Source organism: Flavobacterium sp. N502536 (assembly GCF_025947345.1).
Lineage (GTDB): Bacteria > Bacteroidota > Bacteroidia > Flavobacteriales > Flavobacteriaceae > Flavobacterium.
This window is the reverse complement of sequence record NZ_CP110011.1, coordinates 4,771,719-4,794,305: the sequence shown is the minus strand read 5'-3', so window position 1 is coordinate 4,794,305 and position 22,587 is coordinate 4,771,719. Positions and strand designations below refer to the sequence as shown.

The 22,587-nt window shown below is 37.1% G+C and carries 19 protein-coding genes; 6 read left to right on the top strand and 13 right to left on the bottom strand.

Features of this window, described 5'->3' with window-relative positions:
- Positions 1 to 260: 260 nt before the first annotated feature.
- From OLM61_RS20010 to OLM61_RS19980, 7 genes are all read right to left on the bottom strand, one after another.
- Positions 261 to 1,076: an AraC family transcriptional regulator gene (locus OLM61_RS20010; protein WP_264524354.1), complete on the bottom strand. Its 816-nt coding sequence runs from the start codon at positions 1,074 to 1,076 to the stop codon at positions 261 to 263.
- Positions 1,077 to 1,364: 288 nt separating this feature from the next.
- A complete protein-coding gene (locus tag OLM61_RS20005) occupies positions 1,365 to 1,862 on the bottom strand; it encodes an SRPBCC family protein (protein ID WP_264524353.1) in 498 nt (165 codons plus the stop codon).
- Entirely contained in the window at positions 1,859 to 2,179 is a 321-nt protein-coding gene (locus tag OLM61_RS20000; protein ID WP_264524352.1) for an ArsR/SmtB family transcription factor, read from the bottom strand. Before OLM61_RS20000 ends, OLM61_RS20005 begins: the two co-directional genes overlap by 4 nt.
- Positions 2,180 to 2,676: 497 nt before the next feature.
- Positions 2,677 to 4,836 (bottom strand): KAP family NTPase, encoded by a 2,160-nt coding sequence (locus tag OLM61_RS19995; RefSeq protein ID WP_264524351.1) that lies wholly within the window; start codon positions 4,834 to 4,836, stop codon positions 2,677 to 2,679.
- A gap of 193 nt (positions 4,837 to 5,029) precedes the next feature.
- Positions 5,030 to 6,118, bottom strand: coding sequence for an efflux RND transporter periplasmic adaptor subunit (locus tag OLM61_RS19990; RefSeq protein WP_264524350.1), 1,089 nt, complete (start codon positions 6,116 to 6,118; stop codon positions 5,030 to 5,032).
- A gap of 49 nt (positions 6,119 to 6,167) precedes the next feature.
- Positions 6,168 to 9,464 carry an efflux RND transporter permease subunit gene (locus tag OLM61_RS19985; protein WP_264524349.1) on the bottom strand — a complete coding sequence of 1,099 codons (3,297 nt, stop codon included), beginning with the start codon at positions 9,462 to 9,464 and terminating at the stop codon, positions 6,168 to 6,170.
- A gap of 12 nt (positions 9,465 to 9,476) precedes the next feature.
- Positions 9,477 to 10,859, bottom strand: coding sequence for a TolC family protein (locus OLM61_RS19980; RefSeq protein WP_264524348.1), 1,383 nt, complete (start codon positions 10,857 to 10,859; stop codon positions 9,477 to 9,479).
- Positions 10,860 to 11,025: 166 nt separating this feature from the next.
- Here OLM61_RS19980 and OLM61_RS19975 point away from each other — a divergent pair, with 166 nt between their 5' ends.
- On the top strand, positions 11,026 to 12,066 hold the full coding sequence (locus OLM61_RS19975) for a sensor histidine kinase (RefSeq protein WP_264524347.1): 1,041 nt from the start codon (positions 11,026 to 11,028) through the stop codon (positions 12,064 to 12,066).
- Positions 12,063 to 12,761 (top strand): LytR/AlgR family response regulator transcription factor, encoded by a 699-nt coding sequence (locus OLM61_RS19970; protein ID WP_264524346.1) that lies wholly within the window; start codon positions 12,063 to 12,065, stop codon positions 12,759 to 12,761. Before OLM61_RS19975 ends, OLM61_RS19970 begins: the two co-directional genes overlap by 4 nt.
- Positions 12,762 to 12,908: 147 nt before the next feature.
- On the opposite strand, the gene OLM61_RS19965 is transcribed toward OLM61_RS19970, so the two are convergent.
- A complete protein-coding gene (locus OLM61_RS19965) occupies positions 12,909 to 13,628 on the bottom strand; it encodes a DUF4386 domain-containing protein (protein ID WP_264524345.1) in 720 nt (239 codons plus the stop codon).
- Between the two features lie 149 nt (positions 13,629 to 13,777).
- Here OLM61_RS19965 and OLM61_RS19960 point away from each other — a divergent pair, with 149 nt between their 5' ends.
- Positions 13,778 to 14,251, top strand: a complete 474-nt coding sequence (locus OLM61_RS19960; RefSeq protein WP_264524344.1) for a hypothetical protein — start codon at positions 13,778 to 13,780, stop codon at positions 14,249 to 14,251.
- Between the two features lie 182 nt (positions 14,252 to 14,433).
- Here OLM61_RS19960 and OLM61_RS19955 read toward each other — a convergent pair whose 3' ends face one another.
- The 5 genes from OLM61_RS19955 to OLM61_RS19935 form a co-directional block, all read right to left on the bottom strand.
- The gene (locus OLM61_RS19955) at positions 14,434 to 15,198 is read right to left on the bottom strand and encodes an SDR family NAD(P)-dependent oxidoreductase (RefSeq protein ID WP_264524343.1); all 765 of its coding nucleotides are present in this window, start codon (positions 15,196 to 15,198) and stop codon (positions 14,434 to 14,436) included.
- A gap of 131 nt (positions 15,199 to 15,329) precedes the next feature.
- A complete protein-coding gene (locus OLM61_RS19950; RefSeq protein WP_264524342.1) occupies positions 15,330 to 16,253 on the bottom strand; it encodes a helix-turn-helix domain-containing protein in 924 nt (307 codons plus the stop codon).
- A gap of 138 nt (positions 16,254 to 16,391) precedes the next feature.
- The gene (locus OLM61_RS19945; protein WP_264524341.1) at positions 16,392 to 16,952 is read right to left on the bottom strand and encodes a 2'-5' RNA ligase family protein; all 561 of its coding nucleotides are present in this window, start codon (positions 16,950 to 16,952) and stop codon (positions 16,392 to 16,394) included.
- Between the two features lie 105 nt (positions 16,953 to 17,057).
- Positions 17,058 to 17,372 (bottom strand): hypothetical protein, encoded by a 315-nt coding sequence (locus tag OLM61_RS19940; RefSeq protein WP_264524340.1) that lies wholly within the window; start codon positions 17,370 to 17,372, stop codon positions 17,058 to 17,060.
- Positions 17,373 to 17,916: 544 nt separating this feature from the next.
- Positions 17,917 to 18,873, bottom strand: a complete 957-nt coding sequence (locus tag OLM61_RS19935; protein WP_264524339.1) for an alpha/beta hydrolase — start codon at positions 18,871 to 18,873, stop codon at positions 17,917 to 17,919.
- 440 nt (positions 18,874 to 19,313) lie between these two features.
- Here OLM61_RS19935 and OLM61_RS19930 point away from each other — a divergent pair, with 440 nt between their 5' ends.
- The 3 genes from OLM61_RS19930 (at position 19,314) to OLM61_RS19920 (ending at position 22,563) form a co-directional block, all read left to right on the top strand.
- Entirely contained in the window at positions 19,314 to 20,783 is a 1,470-nt protein-coding gene (locus OLM61_RS19930) for an MFS transporter (protein ID WP_264524338.1), read from the top strand.
- A 146-nt stretch (positions 20,784 to 20,929) separates the two neighbouring features.
- Positions 20,930 to 21,766, top strand: coding sequence for a 5-dehydro-4-deoxy-D-glucuronate isomerase (gene kduI / locus OLM61_RS19925; protein WP_264524337.1), 837 nt, complete (start codon positions 20,930 to 20,932; stop codon positions 21,764 to 21,766).
- 5 nt (positions 21,767 to 21,771) lie between these two features.
- Positions 21,772 to 22,563 (top strand): gluconate 5-dehydrogenase, encoded by a 792-nt coding sequence (locus OLM61_RS19920; RefSeq protein ID WP_264524336.1) that lies wholly within the window; start codon positions 21,772 to 21,774, stop codon positions 22,561 to 22,563.
- Positions 22,564 to 22,587: the final 24 nt, after the last annotated feature.

Sequence of the window (22,587 nt, the reverse complement as noted above, 5' to 3'; positions counted from 1 at the left end):
TTTATTAGTAATTATTAGTGATACAAAGATCTGGCAAAGGGTTACGCTAAAGAATAGACAATCTTGGAAAAAGCATGTAACTAAGCTTTTTCGGTGTTTTTATTAATATAGGGGAAACAGAGAATTACAATCAAAGCAAGAGTACTTCATTTATTCAGGCAAAGACAGTTTTCTATGTGTTGAGAAACTAGTTTTTCTTTTGCCTTCTTTTTTAGGGTACTAAAAGCCTATCTTTCTATGTATTTAAAATCAAAGCCACATTAGAAATTAACTGCTTTTTCTTTATACGATTTTGGAGAAATCTGGGTGTGTTTTTTAAAGAAATTAGAAAAGTAAAAAGGATCATTAAAACCTAATGCATAAGCGACTTCTTTTACGGATAGTTTCTCATACGTAAAAAGACGTTTGGCCTCGGAAATAATTAATCCAAAAATTACACTTTGAGCTGTTTTATTGGTGTGCAGCTTCGAAAGTTCGTTTAGTTTTGATTCTGTTGTACCAATCAGAACAGCGATTTCGTTTACAGAAAGGTTCTTGTCGAAGTTTTGTAAAATAGCTTCCAGAAAATGAAGAAACAGCGCGTCGGGTTTATAGATTTCATCGCCGCGATTAATTTTGGTTCGGTTGATTTCAACCAGTATCAACTCAATTCGGCTGTGAATAGAGATGAGGTATTGATAAGGCATTTGTTTGACTTCTTTGCTGATGGCTTCTAATTCCCCAATAATAAATGGGCTGTTGTCGACAACAATCATTTCATTCATGGCAAAATGGCAAAACAGTCCGTTGTGGAAAATCAATTCCATATCGGTATCATCCTTGCAGAAAAAATTATAGGTAAACTCTAAAATAAATCCAGTTGCATTGCGGATGTTTTTAAAATAATGAATCTGCCCCGAAGTGATGGTGATTACAGCATTTTCGGTTAAGGTAAATTCGTTTTCATCTACAGAAATAACAGTTGAACCCGAAGTACAGTATACCAGTACGTATTTTAAAACACGTCTGGGTTGTTCCAGATCTACGGCTTCGTCAAATGTTTTTATAGCAACCATATCGAGATAATTCTTAATCAAAAATAAGATTTATTTTATGAAGTTGATCAGACATTACCCGTTGATTTGTTTTGCCGTTGGATCTGTCATTAATTCCGGGGTACTACGCATAATTTTTTACGCTCTTTGTAGTTGGAAAAACCAATACGCAGATCACGCCGATTCGCTAAGCGAAAACGCGGATCAACACAGATTTTTTATATTATTTGGGTAGAAGTTAATTGATGTCTTCAAAGTATTTCTATCGTAAAAATCCGCGTAGATCCGCGTTTTCGTGAAACGAATCCGTGTCATTAGCGTTTCTATTTATTATTCTGATAACGTTTTTAGTAATTGGTCTAAGTTGTCAATGCTCATTTTAAAGCCTTGTTCGAAGCCCATTTCGATCATTTTTTCCAGACGTTCCAAAGATTCATTGAAAATTGAGATACTCACTTTTGTTATACCGTTTTGCTCGCTGAAGGTATGATCCCAATCGGAACCAGGCAGTTCGCGATTTTCATCCTGGTCTGCAAAAGTATTGAACATCTTGAAATTGGTTTTTGGAGTAATTGAAGTGTATTCCTGAACCGCCCAGCGTTCCAGACCTTCCGGACTTACCATGGCATAAAATCTTCGTCCGCCAACTTCAAAGTTCATATGTTTTGTTTTAGATGACCAGGGTTTTGGTGCCACCCATTGGTCTAGAAGTTCCGGTTTGGTAAAAGCATCCCAAACCAACGGAAGTTCAGCGTTAAATTCTCTGTTAATGATTACCGTTTTTGTGGCTTTGTCTACGGTAAAATCAAATTGCAAATCGTTTTTCATTTTTTCTGTTCTTTAAGTGTTACTAGTAGTTCGTCAAGCTGATTGAACTTGGTTTCCCAAATCGCTCTGAATTGGACTAACCATTGATCAATCTCTTTCATTTTTTCAATTTCAAGTGAATAGTAAATTTCTCTGCCTTGCTGTTCCTGCTTAAGCAGGTTGCATTCTACAAGTATGCGCAGGTGTTTAGAAATGGATTGTCGCGTAGTGTTAAAATTCTCTGCAATGGCGTTTGGTGTCATTGCCTGCAGTGCAATCAAAGCGATAATGGACCGTCTTGTCGGGTCGGCTATGGCCTGAAAAATGTCTCGTCTCATGATGTTTCGATTTTAATTAAGAAACCAATCAGTTGCAAATATACGTGCAACTATTCGGTTTCGCAATTTTTTTAAGAGTTATTTTTTAGAAATGCTCTCGTAAAGGCGCTGAGGTGCAAAGTTTTGTGGCTGTTTGGTGGTGGTTTGTGGTTTCAAGTTTCAAGTTTCAGGTTTGCGCAATCTTGTCATTTCGACCGAAGGGAGAAATCACACAAGAAACTCCGCAAAGTAAGTTGTCAATCTTTGTGGCTCCACGTATGTGATTTCTCCCTTCGGTCGAAATGACAAAAATGCGGTAAATACTTGCTGAAATTGCTTTAGAAGTTATCAGAGGATAAGAGTTGCTTCAACAAGAAAGTACCAATTTAGAAAACAGCTTTTACTGGCTGAGATTTTGAATCCTTATTTGAGTGAGGAGTAAAGTTAATGAAATGGAAAAAACCTCGATTTTTTTTAGGATCGAGGTTTTTTCAAATTTAAATTTTTATTAAAATAAGTTATAAAAGATTTACATTTGAATCTTTTGAGGATATGTCTTTTTTATACCAGTATTTGAATTGTCTAATAATATTGATATCATCCTGCTTGCTTTCATGTCTTCTTCTCCATTTAACTTCTTCAGAATCTAATTCATTTTTGCTAAATATTTTATTTGTTATTTTGTTAATATAATTTTTATCGAATAACGAAATGAAATATTTGTAATTGTCTTCTGAAAAATCTGATTTATAAGGACCTTTTACGGCCGTACTTGTAGCAGTTGGCACATATATTTTAATAAGATCTAAAAGGGCATTTGGACTTTTATTTAATATATTTTTGATATATTTATTTAAGCCTTTTTTTTCTTTCTTTATCCATATGATAAATAAATCATGTGCATAATCTGGAAATTGTTGAAAAATAGAATTGTTTTTGGATTCTTCGAGAGCTTTGTCTAATAAGATATTTTCTAATTCTATTATCTCTTTATCAGTAAAGAATTCTTGTTTGTCGTTATCTTCTCCTTTAAGCCATGCATACAGATCATATGCAAAATCAAATTTTGATTTTCTAGATAATAGTTCTTTTGAAAATTGATATTGTTCTTCTTTATTATTATGTTTTCTAATAAGATGATATATAAAAAGCGCAGCCTGACTTTTTGGAGCCCCAAAAGATAAAAACAAATTCCTCTGCGAGGATGGAAAAAGATCCGAAATATCGCAAATAGAATTTGAGATTTTCTTTGATTTGCCCCAATCTATTTCTCGTTCGATACTTCTAAATTTATACAAAACATTATCTGGAGTGCTTTGTTCAATTAGAGTTTTTAAAGCATGAGTAACTTCATCTGGTTTTAATAAAATAGTTTCATCCATAAAGTTTTGAAATACAATATCAGATATTTCTCCTTTCATAACTGAATAGCTAAAATATTTATTAAAATATTTTGGAGAAACTATATTTTTATTTTTAAACCATGTATCAATAATATTTTTATCAAATGATGAAAATATTGTATCATCTTGCCTAATAGGAAATAATTCTTGTATTAGTCTTAAAGCACCAGTTTTTTGGCTAGAAGTATATTCTTTCCCTAAATTATCTAGCAGTTGTTGCCTTGATTCTATACTATCTTTTCCTAAAACTGTATTTGATGATGCAATGAATAACTCTGAGTTAGTTTTTACAAATAAGTAATATTCAGAGTAAAATATTTTAAGTGCTTCAATTAATAATAAGTCAACAATATTTACCTCCTTATATAAAAGTGGCATTGAAAATGAAATTGTGTTTCCATATCTAATTGCCAGTCGAGGAGTATCTAGACGAACTAATACATTTGTTGTAAATTGATAAACAAATCGTCGTATTTCTTCCTCTGTAATTTTTATGTTGTTTGAATTTATAGCATTATCTACTATTTCAAAGCAAAAATCTTTTAGTGATTCGGGTTGTGCTGAAGGTATTTTTAAAGGAACTTGAATTATTTTTTCAAGGAAATTTTGTCCTGATCTTTGGTCACCTTGACCAAAGCGTTCTCCAATTGCAGCAGATACCATTTCTTCATCGAAAGATAGAATATATGTTGTGTTTGTAAAATCAGCAGTTAATTTAACTAATCTAAAAATAGAATGAATTTCAATTTTATCTAATCGATCGATATCATCTATAAAAATGACAATTTTACTATTTGTTTTTTTTAGAATTTCCTCAAGTCGGCTTTTCAACTCTTCTATATCTGCGCTATCTAAAATATTTCCAGTGTTTGCTAGTGTTTCACCAATGTTACCAACTACAGGTAATTCTAAGTTAATTAACTTCCCATATTTTTTTAAGACTTCTCCCGCTTTCTCTTTTTTAGTTTTTAGATTAGAATCTAAAGTGTCAGCTAGCTTTTGGAAGAACTGATTTAAGAGTGCATTTTCATCTGTGTAGCGCCAAGGATTAAATTTAACACAAAGTATGTTTTCATTTTTTAATAATTCTGATTCTATAAAATTTAGCAAAGAGGTTTTACCTTCTCCCCAAGCTCCATATAATCCAATTACAATACAATCTTCATTTTTTCTATTATTTATTGTAGTTGCCACTCTTTTAGCAAACTCAAAACGCTGAAATTTGTCTTCGATTTGTTTTGAAATGGGTCTGTCAGCGGAAAAATCTTGATTCATAATATATAGCTTTTTTCAAATATATCATTTTTTCTTACAAATAGTAAAAATTATGATAATATTGGAAAGTGCCTAAACAAAAAAAAACAGTCCCTCCAAAAAGAGGAACTGTCTTTAAGGCGATTTTTTAAATTTACACTCCTAAAGAATGCGTACAGTTTGTAATAAACTACTATAGAAAGTAAAACGCAGGTTATTCGTTTATAACATCACCTTCTTTAGTTTCTTCGCTGGCAATTTTTACCAGTTTGTCCTGGAGGTTTAGATCCCCAAAGACTTCAATTTTATCATCGATTTCTCTTCCTTTTTTAACGTCGACTCTGGTGGCTTTGTGGTTGACAACTTTAATCACAAACAAACCTTCAGCGGAACTTACCAAAGCTGATTTCGGAATGACAAAGGTGCTATCTTTCGCATTTAGCGGTAATAACACTTCGGCTACCATTCCGGGTAATAAATTTGCTTTGGTGTTGTGAACGTCCATTTCGACACGTTCAGAACGCAGTTTTAAATCGAGTGCTCCCGACATTCTCTGAATAGTCGCCTTAAAAGTGTCTGGTAATGATTTTACATTAAAACTCATTTCGTCGCCATTGTGTAGATATCCCGTATACAATTCAGGAACAGAAACGGCCAAACGCAATTTGTCCTGCTGCTGAATGGTAAGTAAAGGCAAGTCAGAACCTTTTCCTGCTGGACCTACAAAGGTTCCTAAATTTACATTTCTGGCGGCTACAACTCCGTCAAAAGGAGCACGGATTTCAAGGTAGCCTCTCATGATCGACACTTCTTTGTGGGCTGCAATTGCGGCCTGATATTGCGCGTAGTCGGAGTTTTTCTTTCCGTTGGCCATTTCTAGATCATTTTTAGAAATTGTTCCTTCAACTTTACTGGTTTCGTACAGGCGGTTGTAGGTGCTTTTGCTGGTCGCATAAATGGCTTCCATCGATTTTAATCTTGATTCGGCAGCCGCCAGTTGAGAACTGATCTCGGGAGCTTCGAGAATGATTAAAAGCTGTCCTTTTTTTACTTTCGAACCAATGTCTACTTTCAGCAATTTTACAAAACTGCTTACTTTGGCGTACAAGTCTACTTGCTGGAAACCGGTTAACTCGGCTGGCAGGCGCAAGGCTGTAGTCAGTTTTTCTTTTTGTAAAAGAAAGGTTTCTGTTTTAGGTTCAATTTCGGCTGCAACGGTTTCTTCTTTCTTCGAATTACAGGCGGTTAGAAGAAATACGGCTACAAAAAGTAATGCGGTCGATTGTATGAATTTATTTTTCATAAAAGGTGAAATTTATTTTTTTATGGGTCATTTAGGTTGTCGCTTTTAACTAGTGTTTTTTGGCGATTCCGCTTTTTGGATTTAATGATGAAATATAGTGAATACTTTCTTCGTCTTCGGGATCTAAAGAAACCGATTGTGTCGTGGTATGCTCCTGTGCCCAGGCAAATATTAATGGCAAAATTAATAAAACGGTGACGGTCGAGAATAACAATCCGCCAATCACGGCTCTTCCTAATGGAGAAACCTGATCGCCACCTTCGCCATGACCAATCGCCATTGGAAGCATTCCCGCGATCATCGCCACAGAGGTCATGATAATCGGACGCAGACGCAGTGCCGCAGCTTCACGAGCCGATTCTAAAGCATTGCCATTTCGCTTGCGCAGCTGTTCGGCATTGGTGACCAATAAAACGGCATTGGCAATCGAAACTCCAACGGACATAATGATTCCCATGTAGGACTGTAAGTTTAAGGTTGAACCTGTGATCGTCAGCATCAATAAGGCACCTAAAACTACTGCCGGAACGGTGGTTAAAATGACCAATGAAACTTTGAAGGACTGAAAATTAGCGGCTAACATTAAGAAGATTACAATAATGGCAACCAATAACCCTACTTGTAAACTGCTTAATGTTTCTTCCAATACTTTACTCAAACCAATTGGATTGATGAACAAACCACGCGGTAGTTCTCCCAATGCGTTTATGGTTGCAGCCACATCTTTAGAAGCCGTCCCCAAATCGGTCTGGTTGATGTTTGCTGTAACGGTAATGTATGGCATAGCCCCTAAATTGTCATTTTCACCATTGACTGTGGTAGGTGTAATTTTCGCAACATCGCTTAATACCGGACGAAGCGAATTTTTTAGTACCGGAATTTCTCCGATATCGGTTTTGTTTTTCATCTGATTCAGCGGTACCTGTACCTGCACAGCAACCGATAAACCAGTTTTTTCATCAATCCAGGTATTTTTTTCGGTATATCTTGACGATGAGGTGGAAGCAATCAACGAACGCGAAATGTCGTTCATGTCTACACCTAATTCGGCAGCACGGGTTCGGTCGATGTCTATATTTAAGGCCGGATAGTGAATAGGCTGTCCGATTTGAACATCTCTGAAATAGTGTATTTTTTGAAGCTTTTCAACAATCTGATTGGCATACAGCTCGTTTCGTTTTTTGTCTTTTCCGGCAATTCTGATTTCAATAGGAGTAGGTGATCCCTGACTCAATACTTTATCAGTAAGTTCGATAGGTTCAAAAGAAAGCTTCACATCCGGAAGGATTTTTTTGATACGGGCTCTCAGATCGTCTTTAAATTCATCCATGTCAACATGGTAGTCTTTTAAACTCACCTGAAAAACAGCTTCATGCGGTCCTGCTGTAAAAAGATAAATAGGGTTGATGGAGAACAATGAAGGGTGCTGTCCTACATATACAGAGGTAATTCCGACATGTTCTTTGCCAACCATTTTATTAATTTCTTTTAAAACCAATATTGATTTTTCCTCGGTTCGCTCGATACGGGTTCCGTCGGCAGCCCTCATTCTTAATTGAAACTGACTTGAATTTACTTTCGGAAAAACATCTTTTCCGATAAAAGTGATCATTATGGCGGCAAGACAGCTTATGGCAATCAGGTAAATCAAACTTGTTGCTTTTTTATAAGGAAATAAACGATCCAGCGTTCGCATAAAACGAATTCTAAAACGTTCGAAAGCGCTAATTTTCCCGTTGTTGTCGGTATCTTCTCTTTCAACGTAGGCTTTTTTCTGTGTGATGAGGTCTTTTTCAGATTCGGGAGTTAAACCGCAATCATTAAATTCGGCTTCATCGTCTGTAATTTCAGGACCATGTTCGTGTTTGGCGTGTCCTTTCATCAGCCAGTTGGCCATTACAGGCACAAAAGTCTGAGACAGTAAAAACGAAATTACCATAGAGAATCCAATCGCTAAAGCTAAAGGAAGGAACAGGGCTCCCGGAATTCCGACCATTGTAAAGGCCGGTGCAAAAACCGCGAGTATACAAAGCAGGATTAATAACTTAGGCAATGCAATTTCCTGACAAGCGTCCCAGATAGCGAGTGCCTTGGGTTTGCCCATGTCGAGATGCTGATGGATATTTTCGATCGTTACGGTACTTTCGTCTACTAAAATTCCAATTGCCAAAGCCAATCCGCTTAAAGACATTAAGTTGATGGTTTGTCCAAAGAGTTTCAGAAATAAAACTCCTGAAATAATCGAAATCGGAATGGTTAGAATTACAATTAAGGCAGCACGTTTGTCTCCCAGGAAAAGTAAAACCATCAAACCGGTTAAAACGGCTCCGATAATTCCTTCGGTAATCAAACTTTTAACGGAGTTGATTACATAAACAGACTGGTCAAACTCATAAGACAATTTTACGTCTTCAGGTAAGGTACTCTGAATTTTTGGCAATTCGGCTTTCAGTTTCTGAACAACATCCCAGGTCGAAGCATCTCCCGCTTTCGCAATACTGATGTATACGGAACGTTTACCATTCACTAAAGCGTAACCGTTTGTAATATCGGCACCATCTTTTACGGTTGCCACATCGCCTAAGGTCAGGTTTTGTACGCCACCTTTGAATAATGGAATTTTTTCAAAATCCTTAATTTCTTTGATGGTGTTATTCGTTGGCGTAATATAGTTTTTGTCTCCAATTCTAACATTTCCTGAAGGTGCAGTCTGATTGTTTACCCGAATGGCTTCAACCACCTGATCCGGTGTCATATTGTGCGAACGCAGTAAATCGGGATCGACATTTACCTCTACAGTTCTTGGGCTTCCGCCAAATGGTGCCGGAGATAATAAACCGGGAATGGAGGTAAACGAGGCACGCACATAAACGTTGGCCAAATCCTGCAATTCGTTATTAGAACGTATTTTACTGCTTAAAACCAATTGTCCGATAGGCAGGGAAGAAGCATCAAAACGAATGATAAACGGAGGCTGCGTTCCCGGAGGAAAGGCCGCCTGAATTCTATTGGATAAAGCACTCAGTTCGGCTGCTGCCTGTGCCATATTGGTGTTCTCATAGTAGGTTAATTTCATGATCATTAACCCTTGTGTATTCTTGGTTTCAACTGATTTTACTCCATTGGCAAAGGGTAAAATGTTGACATAGTTTTTAGCAAAGTAAGCCTCCATCTGGTCAGGTGTATAACCTCCAAACGGATGGGCGATATAGATAACCGGAAGGTTCATTTTTGGCAGAATATCTACCTTAATGTCCTTGATGGCACCAATTCCGAAGAAAAATAAACCCGCAACCAATACTAAGATGGAGATGGGTTTGCGGAGTGCAAAACGGATTAAATTCATTAGGATCTGTAATTAAAATTCATTTATAAATAAGTCAAAATTGCCAGTAGCTGCTACTTTCAGCAAAAACGACTGCCATACATTGTTGTTGACGATATCACGGTCAATTTCGGCACGATTTAAGGTGTAGAGCGTTTGGGTAATATCGGTTAAATCGGTTAACCCATTTTTGTACAAAGTCGATTTTTGCAGATAGGCTTTCTGTGCTGCATTGACCTGAATTGGTGCTTCGGCATAGTTATCCAGCGTAATTTTTATTTTATCATCGGCTAGTGCCAGCTGCGATTTCAATTCCCTGTCGGCCTGGTTGTATTCTTCCTGTAAACCTTGCGAAACATATTTCTGGGCACTTACCTGTCTGCTCATTCGGAACGGAGTGGTCAGGTTCCAGGTGATTCCAATTCCAACCAAATAATTGGTACGATCCGGGTTTACGCCGTCCCAGTAGTTTCGGGTAAAAGCTGTCTGATCGGATGCATAAGCCGAATCAAACCCTGAAGCTCTGGTTTGCAGTACCCCAAATGCAGTCATCGTTGGGTAGTAAAAACGTTTGTATACGTTAACCTGCTGGTTGCTGTAATCGATTTTTGTTTTGTATAATTGCAATAAAGGATGCAAACTATCTGAAGCGACTCCGGTTAATAGTTGTTTTGGAATTTGATTCACAAATAAAGTGTCTGTAATAAAATCCTGAGGAGCAACCCCCATCAAATCGACTAATTTGCTGTTTTGTTCTTTGACGAAATTTTTAGCCAGATTCAAAGCGATTTTGGCTTTTGAAACTTCGGCAGTGGCCAAAGTCGAGTCAACTCCAGCCAATAATCCGTTTTTAACACGGGCAACGGCTGTTTTCTTAAAAATCTCGGCACGGCTCAGGTTCTTTTGCTGTGAAATAAGTAATCTTTGACTTGCCAGTAAGTTCAGATAGGCTGCCGAAATCTTGATCTCCTGCTGAAACTGTTCTTGCTTTAGATCTTTTTCTTTGGCCTGAACATCGATTTTAGCCAAATTGATCCTTTCCTGCGTTTTTCCGAAAGTGAAAAAATCCCAGTTCATGTTCACCAGATACAAAGCGCCAAAAGCGGAGTTCCAGTTTTGTTGTGGTAACGGCAATCCTGACGAAGCAACTCCTAAACCTCCAAAGCCATAAAGAGGTCCGTTTTGTCCGTTTACAGTTCCGTAATCCTGTTGCGCCGATAGGTTAAGATTAGGCAGGTAATCACGTTTGGACTGTTTGAGGCTTTCGCGTGACGCATTGGTGTAATTGCTTTTTGCTTTGATGGAACCGTAGTTTTCCAAACCTGTTTTTATGGCTTCTTTTAAAGACAGGGTTTGCGCATAACTACCACAAGCAAAAATCAAGAAAACTAACAAAGTAATTTTTTTGAAATACATAAAGTTAATGGGTATGAATTTGATCTCTCAAAATTATTTTACTTGCACGGATAAAAGCCTTCTTAAATGATGTAATACGATTATAAATGACCAATTCAATTTGTCATTTAATGGAAATAAAAACTAAAAAAATGTGGTTAATTTGTAAACTATTTAAGTTTTAAGAATGAAGAGACAACTCGAAAACATATTGGATCACAAATGGTGGCAGGAAATTGCCGTGGTTGCGTTTTCATTTACAATTTATACTTTAAAAAACGACTGGATGTTGTTCAGTTCTTTTACATCCATATTAATGGGCATTTTTTTCTATTTGGTTTTGTACCTGCACGCCCAATTCAACCGTTTCTTTTTGCTTCCTATACTTTTTAAACAACAGCGCCCTATAACTTATATTTTTCTGACACTGGCAGGAGTATTCCTCTTTTCGATTGTTTTGTATGAGATTACCAGCCTGGAAATGTTTAGTAACTGCCGTTTGTATCAAAACTCTCATCAACGCAGTTATGTGTATCAGCTGGCCAGTGTTTTGGGGACTTTGGTTTGTATATTAAGTCCGATAATTGTATTTAAATTTTACCGAATCCATAGAAAACAGACGGATGAGACGCTTTTGTTCAATCAAATGCAATTGAATTCGTTAAAGGGGCAATTGAATCCGCACTTTTTATTCAATACCTTTAATACGCTGTACGGAATTAGTCTGGAGTTTCCGGACCGGACCCCGGATTTGATCATGAAAGTATCACAACTGATGCGTTATCAGCTTGAAAGCAATAACAAACAATGTGTTTCTTTGGAAGACGAACTGGAATTTATAAACAGTTATGTGCAGCTGGAAAAAGAAAGGGTAGGCTATCGCTGTGAGATTACTTATGATTGTAAAATTGACAACGAAAACGCCTATAAAGTATCGCCTATGCTGTTGATTGCATTCATCGAAAATGCGTTCAAACACGGAACTTGTGCGATCGAGAAGTGTTTTGTGAGAATCATTATTACGGTCGAGAACGGTTTGCTGCATTTGCATGTGGTGAACTCCATTCCAAAGAAAAAAACCGATGTGGTTTCGACTAAGATTGGTTTAAAAAATACCATTGAGCGTTTGAATCTGATTTATGGTAAAGCCTATAAGTTAGACATTCAGGACGATAAAAATACTTACATTGTAGATTTGAAAGTGCAATTGAAAAAGTTTGTCGAATGAGAGAGCCTAAAAAATGTATAATTGTCGACGATGAACCGGCAGCGCATTATGTGCTGGCAAATTATATCAAACAAAATCCACAATTAGAATTGGTTTTTCAGGGGTATAACGGTATTGAGGCAATGGATTATTTGAGGGAAAACCCTGTTGATCTGATGTTTTTGGATATCAATATGCCGGAGATTTCGGGGATGGAATTGCTGAAGATTATTCCAACACATCCCAGTACAATTTTGACGACGGCTTATTCGGAATATGCCCTTGAAAGTTATGATTACGGTGTTATAGATTATCTTCTCAAACCCATTTATTTTCCGAGATTCCTGAAAGCGATCGATCGTTTTTTTGCGACGGAAAATGGTAAAATGAAAACCGAAGAAGCTGTTGCGAGTGCCGTTACTGTTAAGGTTGATGGTTATTTTATTGATATCGAATTAGATCAGCTTTTGTTTGCACAGAGTTTTGGCAATTATGTGAAACTGCATACGATAAAAAGAACGTATCTGGCTTCTATCACAACCAGTGAATTTGAGAAATGCCTGCCTGAGAAGAATTTCATGCGCATCCATAAATCCTATATCGTAGCACTGGATAAAATTGAAGCAACGGACAAAGATTTTGTAGTGATTAAAAATGAAAGACTGCCAATTGGTATTACGTACAAGAGAGAATTGTCGGATCGATTGAAAAAATAATATCCATGTAATATTGGGTTGAACTATAATAAAGTTCATAAAAAACTGGAAATAAGGAAGCTTACTAATTCAATTATTTCAAAGAAGAAGCCTGCTCAGGAGTAATTTCCGGCAGGCTTTTTTGATGTGTTCGTATTAGTTACAAGTTCAGGATAGTATTTTTTCTTTCCAGACAGGAAGATTTACGCCTTTAAAGACAAGCCATAAACTAAGTGACAATTCGGCAATTAAACAAGGCATCAATAAAAGGATGCTCGAAAGTTGCGGAGCCAGAATTAAGGCAAAACTATTGGTGAGATAACAGATCCCGGCAATGGCCATTAACACCCCGATTGCTTTTGGAAAGTAGCCCGATTTAAAGATCATATAGCCTTCCAGCAGACATACAAATCCAAAAAAGATCAATCCGATTCCGAAACCAAAATCATGCAGTTTGATCGAAAGATACGACAGGGTGTGCAATTGATCCGGATCGAAAGATTTTAAGTAGGCAGCATCACCCAAAAAGAACAAAGCTGCGAGAAGATTGAGTTTATTGGCTACTAAAACGGCAGTCTGAATTAAATTAAACGATAAATTTAAAAGAGCCAGTTTCCGGTTTACGGGTTTTAGCAGGTAATAGAGAATAATCATTACGGGTAAATCGCAAATTTGCATGATGAGATCTGCCGTAATGCCAATTTTCCATAAAAATTGCGAATGTATAATGTTATTGGCCGTTGCGTTAGCATCTCCGGGCACAAACAATTTGTTTCTGACAAAGGTCTCGGCGAAGAATCCCATGACAATAATCACCAGATATAAGGCACCTGCTATACGGGCATAAAATTGTGGTGAGGTTTCAAAATTTTTCAGGTTAGCATTCATTTTTGTGGTTTTGGTTTCTCGTAAGACGCCTGAGAAAGAACATTGTTACCGTTTATTTTAACATTTTTTTATAAGATCATTTTTTCTTCAAAATAAAGTAGTAATTTTAATACGTGATTGAAAGGATTGTTAATTTAAAATTGGGGCACATGAAAAACCTATTCATAATGATTCTCTTTTTGTATAGCAGCTTTTTAATAGGGCAAAATGAAGTTTATCCCAACAAAGTGGTGACTCCACCCGAAAAAGTAGTGTTTACTTTTCAGAAAGAATATCCAGGTAAAGTTCCGGTATGGACTTTGAAATACGTTGGAGATGATGATGACGAAATTCGATATGAGGCCAAATTCAAAAAGGACATAAATACTAATGCGTTGGCGGTTTATGATAATTTAGGAGTTCTGAAAGCCTTGGAGTTACAAATTCCGTTAAGTCAGCTACCACTAAAAGCACAAGCCTATCTGAAGAAAAATTACCCTGCCAGTGCTATCAAAGAACTAGCGGTTGTAGTTGACGATAAAAATAAAACCACCTACGAGGTTGGAGTACAAAAAAACTCTAAATTCTACGATGTGGTGTTTGATAAAAATGGAGGTTTTGATGTAATCATCGAAAAAGATTAAAAAGCATTCTTACTAACTCAATATATTAAAAAGGACAAACCCGACTGATTTTAAAGATCTGTCGGGTTTAGTTTTTTAGTACTGCTATAAAATGTTTAAAACGAAATAGTTGAATTCCGCATACCAAACCCGACAGGTTTCAAAAACCTGTCGGGTTTAATTATAGATTCGCAAAATAAAAATTACAAATTCATTCCGCCTGAAACTTCGATGCGTTGTGCGTTTACCCAGCGTGCATCTTCGGTACATAAAAAGGCAACTACACCGCCAATATCGTCCGGTAAACCTACTCTTCCAAGGGCGGTAACTGCAGCTAAGTTTTTGTTTAACTGTTCGTTGTCGCGTACCACTCCGCCACCAAAATCGGTTTCGATAGCGCCCGGAGCAACTACATTAGCTCTGATTTTTCGTTCGCCCAATTCTTTGGCCTGATATTTTGTTAGCGTTTCAATAGCACCTTTCATAGAGGCATAGGCTGCATAACCCGGAAAAGAAAATCTTGCCAGACCGGTTGAGATATTTACAATTCCGCCACCGTCATTCATGAGCTTTAGCGCTTTTTGTGTTAAGAAAAAAGGCCCTTTAAACTGTATATTAGTCAATTGGTCGAATTCGGCTTCTGTTGTTCCTATAAATGAATTGTGGAGTCCAATTCCGGCATTGTTTACTAAAAAGTCAAACGTATCCGTTTTAAAAGTATTTTTTAGAGTTTCTGAAATAGAGTTAAAAAAGGGATCAAATGTACCGGAATCGGCCACATTTAATTGAAGAGCGGCTGCTTTTTGCCCTAAACCCTCAATTTCTTTTACAACCGAATCGGCTTCGTCTTTTTTACTGTTATAGGTAATGATTACGTCGATTCCTTTTTTGGCAATTGCGATTGCCATATTTTTCCCTAAACCTCTGCTACCACCGGTAACCAGAGCAATTTTTGTGTTTACTGCCATTTTATATTTGTTTTTATTATGATTGTTTGTGTTGAAATCATTCTTTCAATTCATAATACAAAGGTAGGAGCGAAGCAGGTGTGGGGAGTTGTAAATATCAAACCGAAGTTTGCGAAATTCAAATCATGAAATTAAGTACGGAAGGCTAAAGGTGTAAAAGAGGTTTGTTTTTTAAAGAAATTAGAGAAATGAGCTAATTCTTCAAAACCCAAAGAAAAAGCAATTTCGGAGATGTTCCAGTCTGTTTGTTTTAAAAGAATTTTGGCTTCACTGGTCAAACGGCTGCTGATTAATTCGGTCGTAGTTTTCCCGGTATTTTCTTTTAGAACCTTATTGAGATGATTCACATGAACCGATAATCTTTCTGCAAAATCTTTGGCGGTTCTGAGCTGTAATCGCTGATTTGGAGATTCTATCGGAAATTGTCGTTCTAACAGTTCAGCAAATAAAGAGGAAACTCTGGCTGCCGAATTGTGCTTCGAATACAAGGCCGTTATAGGCTGTAATTTCTGTCCGAAGTGAATTAACTCAGCAACATAATTCCGAATCAGATCGTATTTGTAAATATAATCGGAGTTGATTTCTTTTTGTATTTTGTTGAAAATCAATTCTACTTCGATCACTTCTTCGTCCGTTAGCTGAAAAACAGGATAACCGTCAGAAGCAAAAATCGGAAGTTCATCTAAATCAATTCCGCTTTTCGTTTTTGATAAAAACTCACTGGTAAACACACAAAATTGTCCCGACTGATTAGTGTCCTGAGGCAAATAATTGTATGGGATTTTTGGCGTAGCAAACAGAAAACCTTGTTTTTCGATTTCGATTATTTTATCAGCATATTCAGCACGGTTTCGGCCTTTAATCAAACTGATTTTGTAATAAGCACGTCGGTCATAAGGCATGATCGCCTTTCCCTGAAGCCGTTCCAGAAGTTCCTTAATATCAAACACATTAAAATGACCTATTTCTTTTTGAATGTCATTAGGCAATAAAGAACTCGGTTCAACCGATGAGCCTTCAGTAATATCTTTGTAAAAGGAATCTAGTGATTTCATAGTAGCGAATTGTAAAATTCAAATATACGGAAATTCTAAATATCAAATTCCAAATTCCAAATTCCAAGTTTCAAGTTTCAAGTTTCAGGTTTGCGCAATCTTGTCATTTCGAGGAACGGGAAATCTCACACTTCACATTTAAAACAAACTTCCCTGAATTAATTCCGGTTGAGGATTACTGCCAAAAGGGATCGAATCAATCATAAAAAACTGTTTTTTTATAGGGTCGAATTCGCGTAAAATGATTGCTTCGCATAAAAAATCCATTGCAATTGTGGTAAAAAGCTGTGATGCTGTTTTAAGATGCTCAGGAGTCAGTTTTCTACCAATAGAAATATGAGGATCGCTGCTTTTTTTAAGATTAGAAAGCAGTAATGCCTCCTGTGTTTTTTTCATAATCGGTTTTAAATCCTTCTTTGATTCTTCGTTTGGAGCAATGAAAAAAGCACCGTTTTCATACGAACCAAAATGATCCAAAAGCACCTGAAAAGGAGTAAAGCTATCACAAACTTTTAAAAGCCTTTGTTTGAATTTATCTATTTGAGAATCGTCAATTGAAAATTCACAAATCGTAATATGCGCTATTGAATTCTTACTATTGTACCAGCCAATTTCAGCAGCTAAAAGTTCTTTCATTACTTTGATAGCCTCAATTATTTCTTGTGACGGATGAATAACAACTGAATATTTCTTTTCCATTTTTGGCGTTTGGTTTGGTGCAAATTTAAATAAACCGTTTGGATTCGGACGGTTTAAGATCAGTCCCTTTAAAACGCGAGGCCACACGCGAAGAAATGCTGCGGTCTATAAATTTCCTTTAAGATGTAGTCGATGCTCTATTTCTGATTTTAACAATCCGCTTCCCCCTCCAAAATGTTCAATAACTTCGACATTTGGCTGCTCTTTCAGGCAGAAAGAGGTAAATTCCTTCTCGATATGATCTTCAATTCCCGAACTCAAAAGAACAATATCTATTTTGTGGTTCAGAAAATACTCCTGTGCTGATTTTTCGTCACTGAAACCAACTGCATTCCAGTTTTCATAAGCATTGACCAGTCGCAGCAAAATTTCCAGTATCGCCTGGTTTTTTCCAAGTATTATAAATTCGTATGTTTTCATAGCTAGTAGAGTTTTTTTGAGGTACTAAGGTTCTAAGGTTTTAGATTCCACAATCTTAGTACCTTAGAAAAAGACATGTGTTTGACAAATTTACTAGTAAAGAATTTGTTTCAACTTAATCTAGAATAAGAAAACCACAAAGTTTTCAAAACCTTAGCACCTCAGCACCTCAGAAAAAAAATAAAAGATTTTCACCCCCTGCTGATTCAGACAGTCAGTGACTTAGCGGTAGTAGAGCGAAAAAGATTTTTGGAATGTGGAAAGGCGTAATGATTTCTCTAAAGTTGCATGTACTTTTGCGCCGTAGAAACCGTGGGTTATGTCGTGTTTACCTTTTGTGCGGCATGTAGGTTGCTATAATTAACTGTTTTTGGAGAAACAATTTTTTTAATTACAATGAAAATTTGACTTATTCATTTGATCGTGGGTATAAGCTTTGTATGAATTTGCAAGAGTACAAAAGAGTCTTATTTTTATAGGGTTTTTAGATTTGGTTGGTTGGTTAACCGAGTCTAAAGACCCTTTTTTTTGCTTTTATTTTTCGTTAGAATTTGGCGTAACCCTTAACTTTTAGCCATTCTTCACAGTCTTTGGTCCAGAATTTACTGGTATCGTTTACTCCCAGACCAAAACCATGCCCACCTTTTTCATAAAGATGTAACTCAGCCGGAACGCCATTTTTTTTGAGTGCAAGGTAGTAATTGATACTATTCTCAGCTAAAACCACTTTATCATCGGTAGCGTGAATTAAAAAAGCTGCAGGAGTCTTTGAAGTAACTTTCTTCTCGTTTGAATAAAAATCCAGTAACTCCTGAGAAGGATGATTGCCGAGCAGACTCGTTTGTGAGCCCTTGTGCGTAATATCATTTTGCATCGAAATTACCGGATAGATCAATAGCGTAAAATCCGGACGGGCACTTATTGTAGAATTTGTTTCATAGGTCACATCGTCGTAATGAGTGGCTAAGGTCGAGGCCAAATGTCCTCCCGCTGAGAAGCCTATAACACCAATTTTGTTGCTGTCTATGCCGTATTTGGCTGCATTTTGCCTCACATAACGCATAGCTTCCTGCGCATCCTGTAATGGCCCGGTATTCTTATTTTTCATGATCTGATCACTGGGCAATCTGTATTTGACCACAAAAGCGGCAATTCCTAAACGATTCAGCCAGTTGGCAACTTTCGTACCTTCTTTGTCTATTGCTAAATGCTGATATCCTCCGCCTGGGAAAATAAGAACAGCAGTCTGATTGGGTTTAGGATTTTTCGGTAAAAAAATACTCAGAGTTGGAATGCTGACCAAACTGGTGCTTTGCACTTTTCCGTCTTTAAGAGATTCGTTTTCTATATAATTAGAAGCTTTTATAGCTCCTGGAATCGTATTCCACAGTGGTATGATTTGATCTTGTGCGTGTAATTTAGACTGCATTATGGTGAGTAAAAATAGCGTTAGAAGTACTTCTTTGATGGTATAGTATTTAAAAAAAGGCAATTTTTTCATGAATTATTTGAATTTTTAAGTGAATGGAATGGGTGTTTTAATCGCAAAATTTTAGATCAGATTTTAGTTCCGGTAAAAATGTAACAAATGACTTTTGCCTTGTAGATTGCAGAATTACTGGGGATTCATCAAAAGTGAAAGTTTTCTGGACAATTTTGATACATAAAACGGACAAATTTCACACAATAGCTTTTAACAAATATATTGTTTAATATGTAATTTTGAGTTCTTTTTTTTGATTGATATGTTTAATTATGAGTTTAAATTAATTTTTTCTATAATTTATTTGGAATATAAAGATTTAAAACTATATTTGTGCAATCGATTACATTTGTTTAATTTTGCTAGATTAAATTCAAAGGTGCTGCTGTTTTTGTATCGTGTGTTAACTACAGATTAAACTACCCGAAAAAATATCAATTTTATAATAAACCATTACCATGAACCAAACAGATGCAGTTATTATGAGCCAAACCAAAAAAATTACAGGAAGTTATCGTTGGAGTATATGTGCGTTGCTATTTTTTGCTACAACCATTAATTACTTAGACAGACAGGTACTTTCCTTAACCTGGAGCGATTTTATTGCGCCGGAGTTTCATTGGACGAATAATGACTATGGAAATATAACCGCCTTGTTTTCTATATTTTATGCTGTTTCGCTGCTGTTTGCAGGAAGATTTGTGGATTGGATGGATACTAAAAAAGGATTTCTCTGGGCGATTGGAATCTGGTCTTTTGGAGCTTGTTTGCATGCCTTTTGTGGTATTGCCACGGCCGGAATCATTACAGGAAACTGGTTGGTAGGTTTTGAAGGAGCGAAGGAAGCGATTCATCTTGTGAAAGATACCGGATTGGTAATCAATGTAAGTGTAACCTTGTTCATCTTCGCCCGTTTTGTTCTGGCCGTAGGAGAAGCAGGAAATTTTCCGGCAGCTATTAAAACAACAGCCGAATATTTTCCTAAAAAAGACAGGGCATTTTCAACCAGTATTTTTAATGCAGGTGCCACTGTTGGGGCACTAGCAGCTCCAATATCCATTCCGTTTATAGCAAAATCGTTCGGATGGGAAATGGCGTTTATCATTATTGGAGCTTTAGGCTTTATCTGGATGGGATTCTGGATTTTTATGTATGATAAACCCGAAAAACACCCAAAAGTAAGTGCTGCAGAGTTAGAATATATCCAGCAGGATGATGTGGCCGACAGTAAGTTAGAAGGATATGTTCCGGAAACCAAAGACAAAGTATCTTTTGTAGATTGCTTTAAATACAAACAAACCTGGGCATTCGCTTTTGGAAAATTCATGACCGATGGTGTATGGTGGTTTTTCTTATTCTGGACGCCGGCTTACTTGAGCTCTGTTTACGGAATGGATTCTACACAGGCTGCTTTGCCGTTATTTGTTTTGTATATGATCACCCTGCTGTCTATTATTGGGGGATGGCTGCCAACCTATTTTGTGGAGAAAAAAGGAATGAACCCGTACGAAGGCAGAATGAGAGCCATGCTGATTTTCGCATTTTTTCCGTTACTGGCTTTAATTGCACAGCCTTTAGGGTACATAAGTTATTGGATTCCTGTAGTTATTATTGGTATTGCAGGAGCGGCTCACCAATCATGGTCGGCTAATATTTTTACCACTGTAGGAGATATGTTTCCTAAAAAAGCCATTGCAACGATTACCGGAATTGGTGGTTTAGCAGGAGGTGTTGGTTCAACTTTTATCAACAAGGGATCGGGAATGCTGTTTGACTATGCCAAAGAAAATAATATGTCGTTTATGGGCTTTCAGGGTATTGAGGCCGGCTACTTTATCATTTTCTCCATTTGTGCCGTTTGTTACTTAACAGGCTGGTCTGTAATGAAAACGTTAGTACCAAAATACAGCCCGATAACCAATCTTTAAGATTTTCGGAAGTCCGGTAAACTGTGGTCATTATCAGGATAGAAAAGAGAAGTTTTAATAAAAAATAAAATAAATTTATAGTTTCAATTATGGTTTTTAAGGATAAAAATCTAATTTTGTGCAATCGATTACATTAAAATAAAATTATGACAAAATATAGCTCAAGATACGCGTCAAGCCCCGAAGCGGTAAAAAAGTATGATACTCAGGAATTGAGAAATGAATTTTTAATTGATGACCTGATGCAGGAAGATGAGATTGTATTAACCTATTCTCATTATGACAGATACATAGCCGGATCGGCAGTTCCGTTAAAGGATCTGACTTTAGAAAGTATCGATCCGCTTAAAGCAGGTTATTTTCTGGAAAGAAGAGAAATAGGCATCATCAATGTAGGAGGTAAGGGAGCTGTAGTAGTAGAAGGAGTTTCTTTTGAATTGGATTTTAAAGATGCTTTGTATATCGGAAGTGGTAACAAAGAAGTAATCTTTAAAAGCGATGACAGTAAGAACCCTGCAAAGTTTTATATCAATTCGGCTCCGGCCCACACTACCTATCCAACGGTAAAAGTAAGTTTGGCGGAAGCCAATAAACTGGAATTGGGTACTATGGAAACCGCCAATCACCGTACCGTAAACCAAATGATCATTGGAGGTGTTGTAACCACCTGCCAGTTGCAGATGGGAATGACCGAGTTAAGACCCGGAAGTGTTTGGAATACCATGCCGGCGCACGTACACGATCGCAGAATGGAAGTGTATTTTTATCTCGACATTCCCGAAAATCAGGCCGTTTGCCACTTTATGGGACAGCCTCAGGAAACAAGACATATTTGGATGAACAATCATCAGGCCGTTATTTCACCGCCCTGGTCCATCCACTCCGGTTCCGGAACGAGTAATTATACTTTTATCTGGGGAATGGCCGGTGAGAATTTAGATTATGGAGATATGGATGTGTGTAAAATCACCGATTTAAGATAAAAAATATGGTAAACTCATTGTTTGATATTAAAGGAAAAGTTGCCCTTATCACAGGAAGTACACACGGACTGGGAATGGCAATGGCAAAAGGATTGGGTGAGGCAGGTGCAACAATTGTAATAAACGGTAACTCTTCTCAACAAAAAATTGATGCTGCTGTAGCCGAACTTGAAAAAGAGGGAATTCATGCAGTGGGTTATAAATTTAATGTAACCGATGAGATGGAAGTGATTGCCGCCGTTCGACAAATTGAAAATGAGGTGGGTCCCATTGATATCCTGATCAATAATGCCGGAATCATCAAAAGGATTCCGCTGATCGAAATGGAAGTCGCCGATTTTAGGGAAGTTATCGATATCGATCTGGTAAGTACGTTTATTGTATCAAAGCACGTGGTGAGAGGAATGATTGAAAGAAGACGAGGCAAGATAATCAACATTTGTTCGATGATGAGTGAGTTAGGCCGCAGTACAGTAGGAGCTTATGCTGCTGCAAAAGGCGGTTTGAAAATGCTAACCAAAAATATGGCTACCGAATGGGCCAAACACAATGTTCAGATCAACGGTATTGGCCCGGGTTATTTTGCTACCGAGCAAACCAAACCGATCCGCGTTGACGGGCATCCGTTTAACGATTTTATCATCAGCAGAACGCCGGCCGCAAAATGGGGAGAAGCCAGTGACTTAGCAGGAGCAGCTATATTTTTATCTTCAAAAGCCAGTGACTTTGTCAACGGTCATATTTTGTATGTCGATGGTGGAATTTTGGCAACAATTGGCAAGCCGTCAAACGAATAATTAGTTCAATTATATTAAACAGAC

Bases quoted from the DNA above. Each gene is read 5' to 3' on its own strand.
- OLM61_RS19975 (WP_264524347.1), top strand. From the start codon at position 11,026: ATGAAGAGACAACTCGAAAACATATTGGATCACAAATGGTGGCAGGAA.
- OLM61_RS19995 (WP_264524351.1), bottom strand. From the start codon at position 4,836: ATGAATCAAGATTTTTCCGCTGACAGACCCATTTCAAAACAAATCGAA.
- OLM61_RS19990 (WP_264524350.1), bottom strand. From the start codon at position 6,118: ATGAAAAATAAATTCATACAATCGACCGCATTACTTTTTGTAGCCGTA.
- OLM61_RS19945 (WP_264524341.1), bottom strand. From the start codon at position 16,952: ATGGAAAAGAAATATTCAGTTGTTATTCATCCGTCACAAGAAATAATT.
- OLM61_RS20000 (WP_264524352.1), bottom strand. From the start codon at position 2,179: ATGAGACGAGACATTTTTCAGGCCATAGCCGACCCGACAAGACGGTCC.
- OLM61_RS19985 (WP_264524349.1), bottom strand. From the start codon at position 9,464: ATGAATTTAATCCGTTTTGCACTCCGCAAACCCATCTCCATCTTAGTA.
- OLM61_RS19980 (WP_264524348.1), bottom strand. From the start codon at position 10,859: ATGTATTTCAAAAAAATTACTTTGTTAGTTTTCTTGATTTTTGCTTGT.
- OLM61_RS19930 (WP_264524338.1), top strand. From the start codon at position 19,314: ATGAACCAAACAGATGCAGTTATTATGAGCCAAACCAAAAAAATTACA.
- OLM61_RS19940 (WP_264524340.1), bottom strand. From the start codon at position 17,372: ATGAAAACATACGAATTTATAATACTTGGAAAAAACCAGGCGATACTG.
- OLM61_RS19920 (WP_264524336.1), top strand. From the start codon at position 21,772: ATGGTAAACTCATTGTTTGATATTAAAGGAAAAGTTGCCCTTATCACA.
- OLM61_RS19955 (WP_264524343.1), bottom strand. From the start codon at position 15,198: ATGGCAGTAAACACAAAAATTGCTCTGGTTACCGGTGGTAGCAGAGGT.
- OLM61_RS19965 (WP_264524345.1), bottom strand. From the start codon at position 13,628: ATGAATGCTAACCTGAAAAATTTTGAAACCTCACCACAATTTTATGCC.
- OLM61_RS19970 (WP_264524346.1), top strand. From the start codon at position 12,063: ATGAGAGAGCCTAAAAAATGTATAATTGTCGACGATGAACCGGCAGCG.
- kduI (WP_264524337.1), top strand. From the start codon at position 20,930: ATGACAAAATATAGCTCAAGATACGCGTCAAGCCCCGAAGCGGTAAAA.
- OLM61_RS19950 (WP_264524342.1), bottom strand. From the start codon at position 16,253: ATGAAATCACTAGATTCCTTTTACAAAGATATTACTGAAGGCTCATCG.
- OLM61_RS19935 (WP_264524339.1), bottom strand. From the start codon at position 18,873: ATGAAAAAATTGCCTTTTTTTAAATACTATACCATCAAAGAAGTACTT.
- OLM61_RS20005 (WP_264524353.1), bottom strand. From the start codon at position 1,862: ATGAAAAACGATTTGCAATTTGATTTTACCGTAGACAAAGCCACAAAA.
- OLM61_RS19960 (WP_264524344.1), top strand. From the start codon at position 13,778: ATGAAAAACCTATTCATAATGATTCTCTTTTTGTATAGCAGCTTTTTA.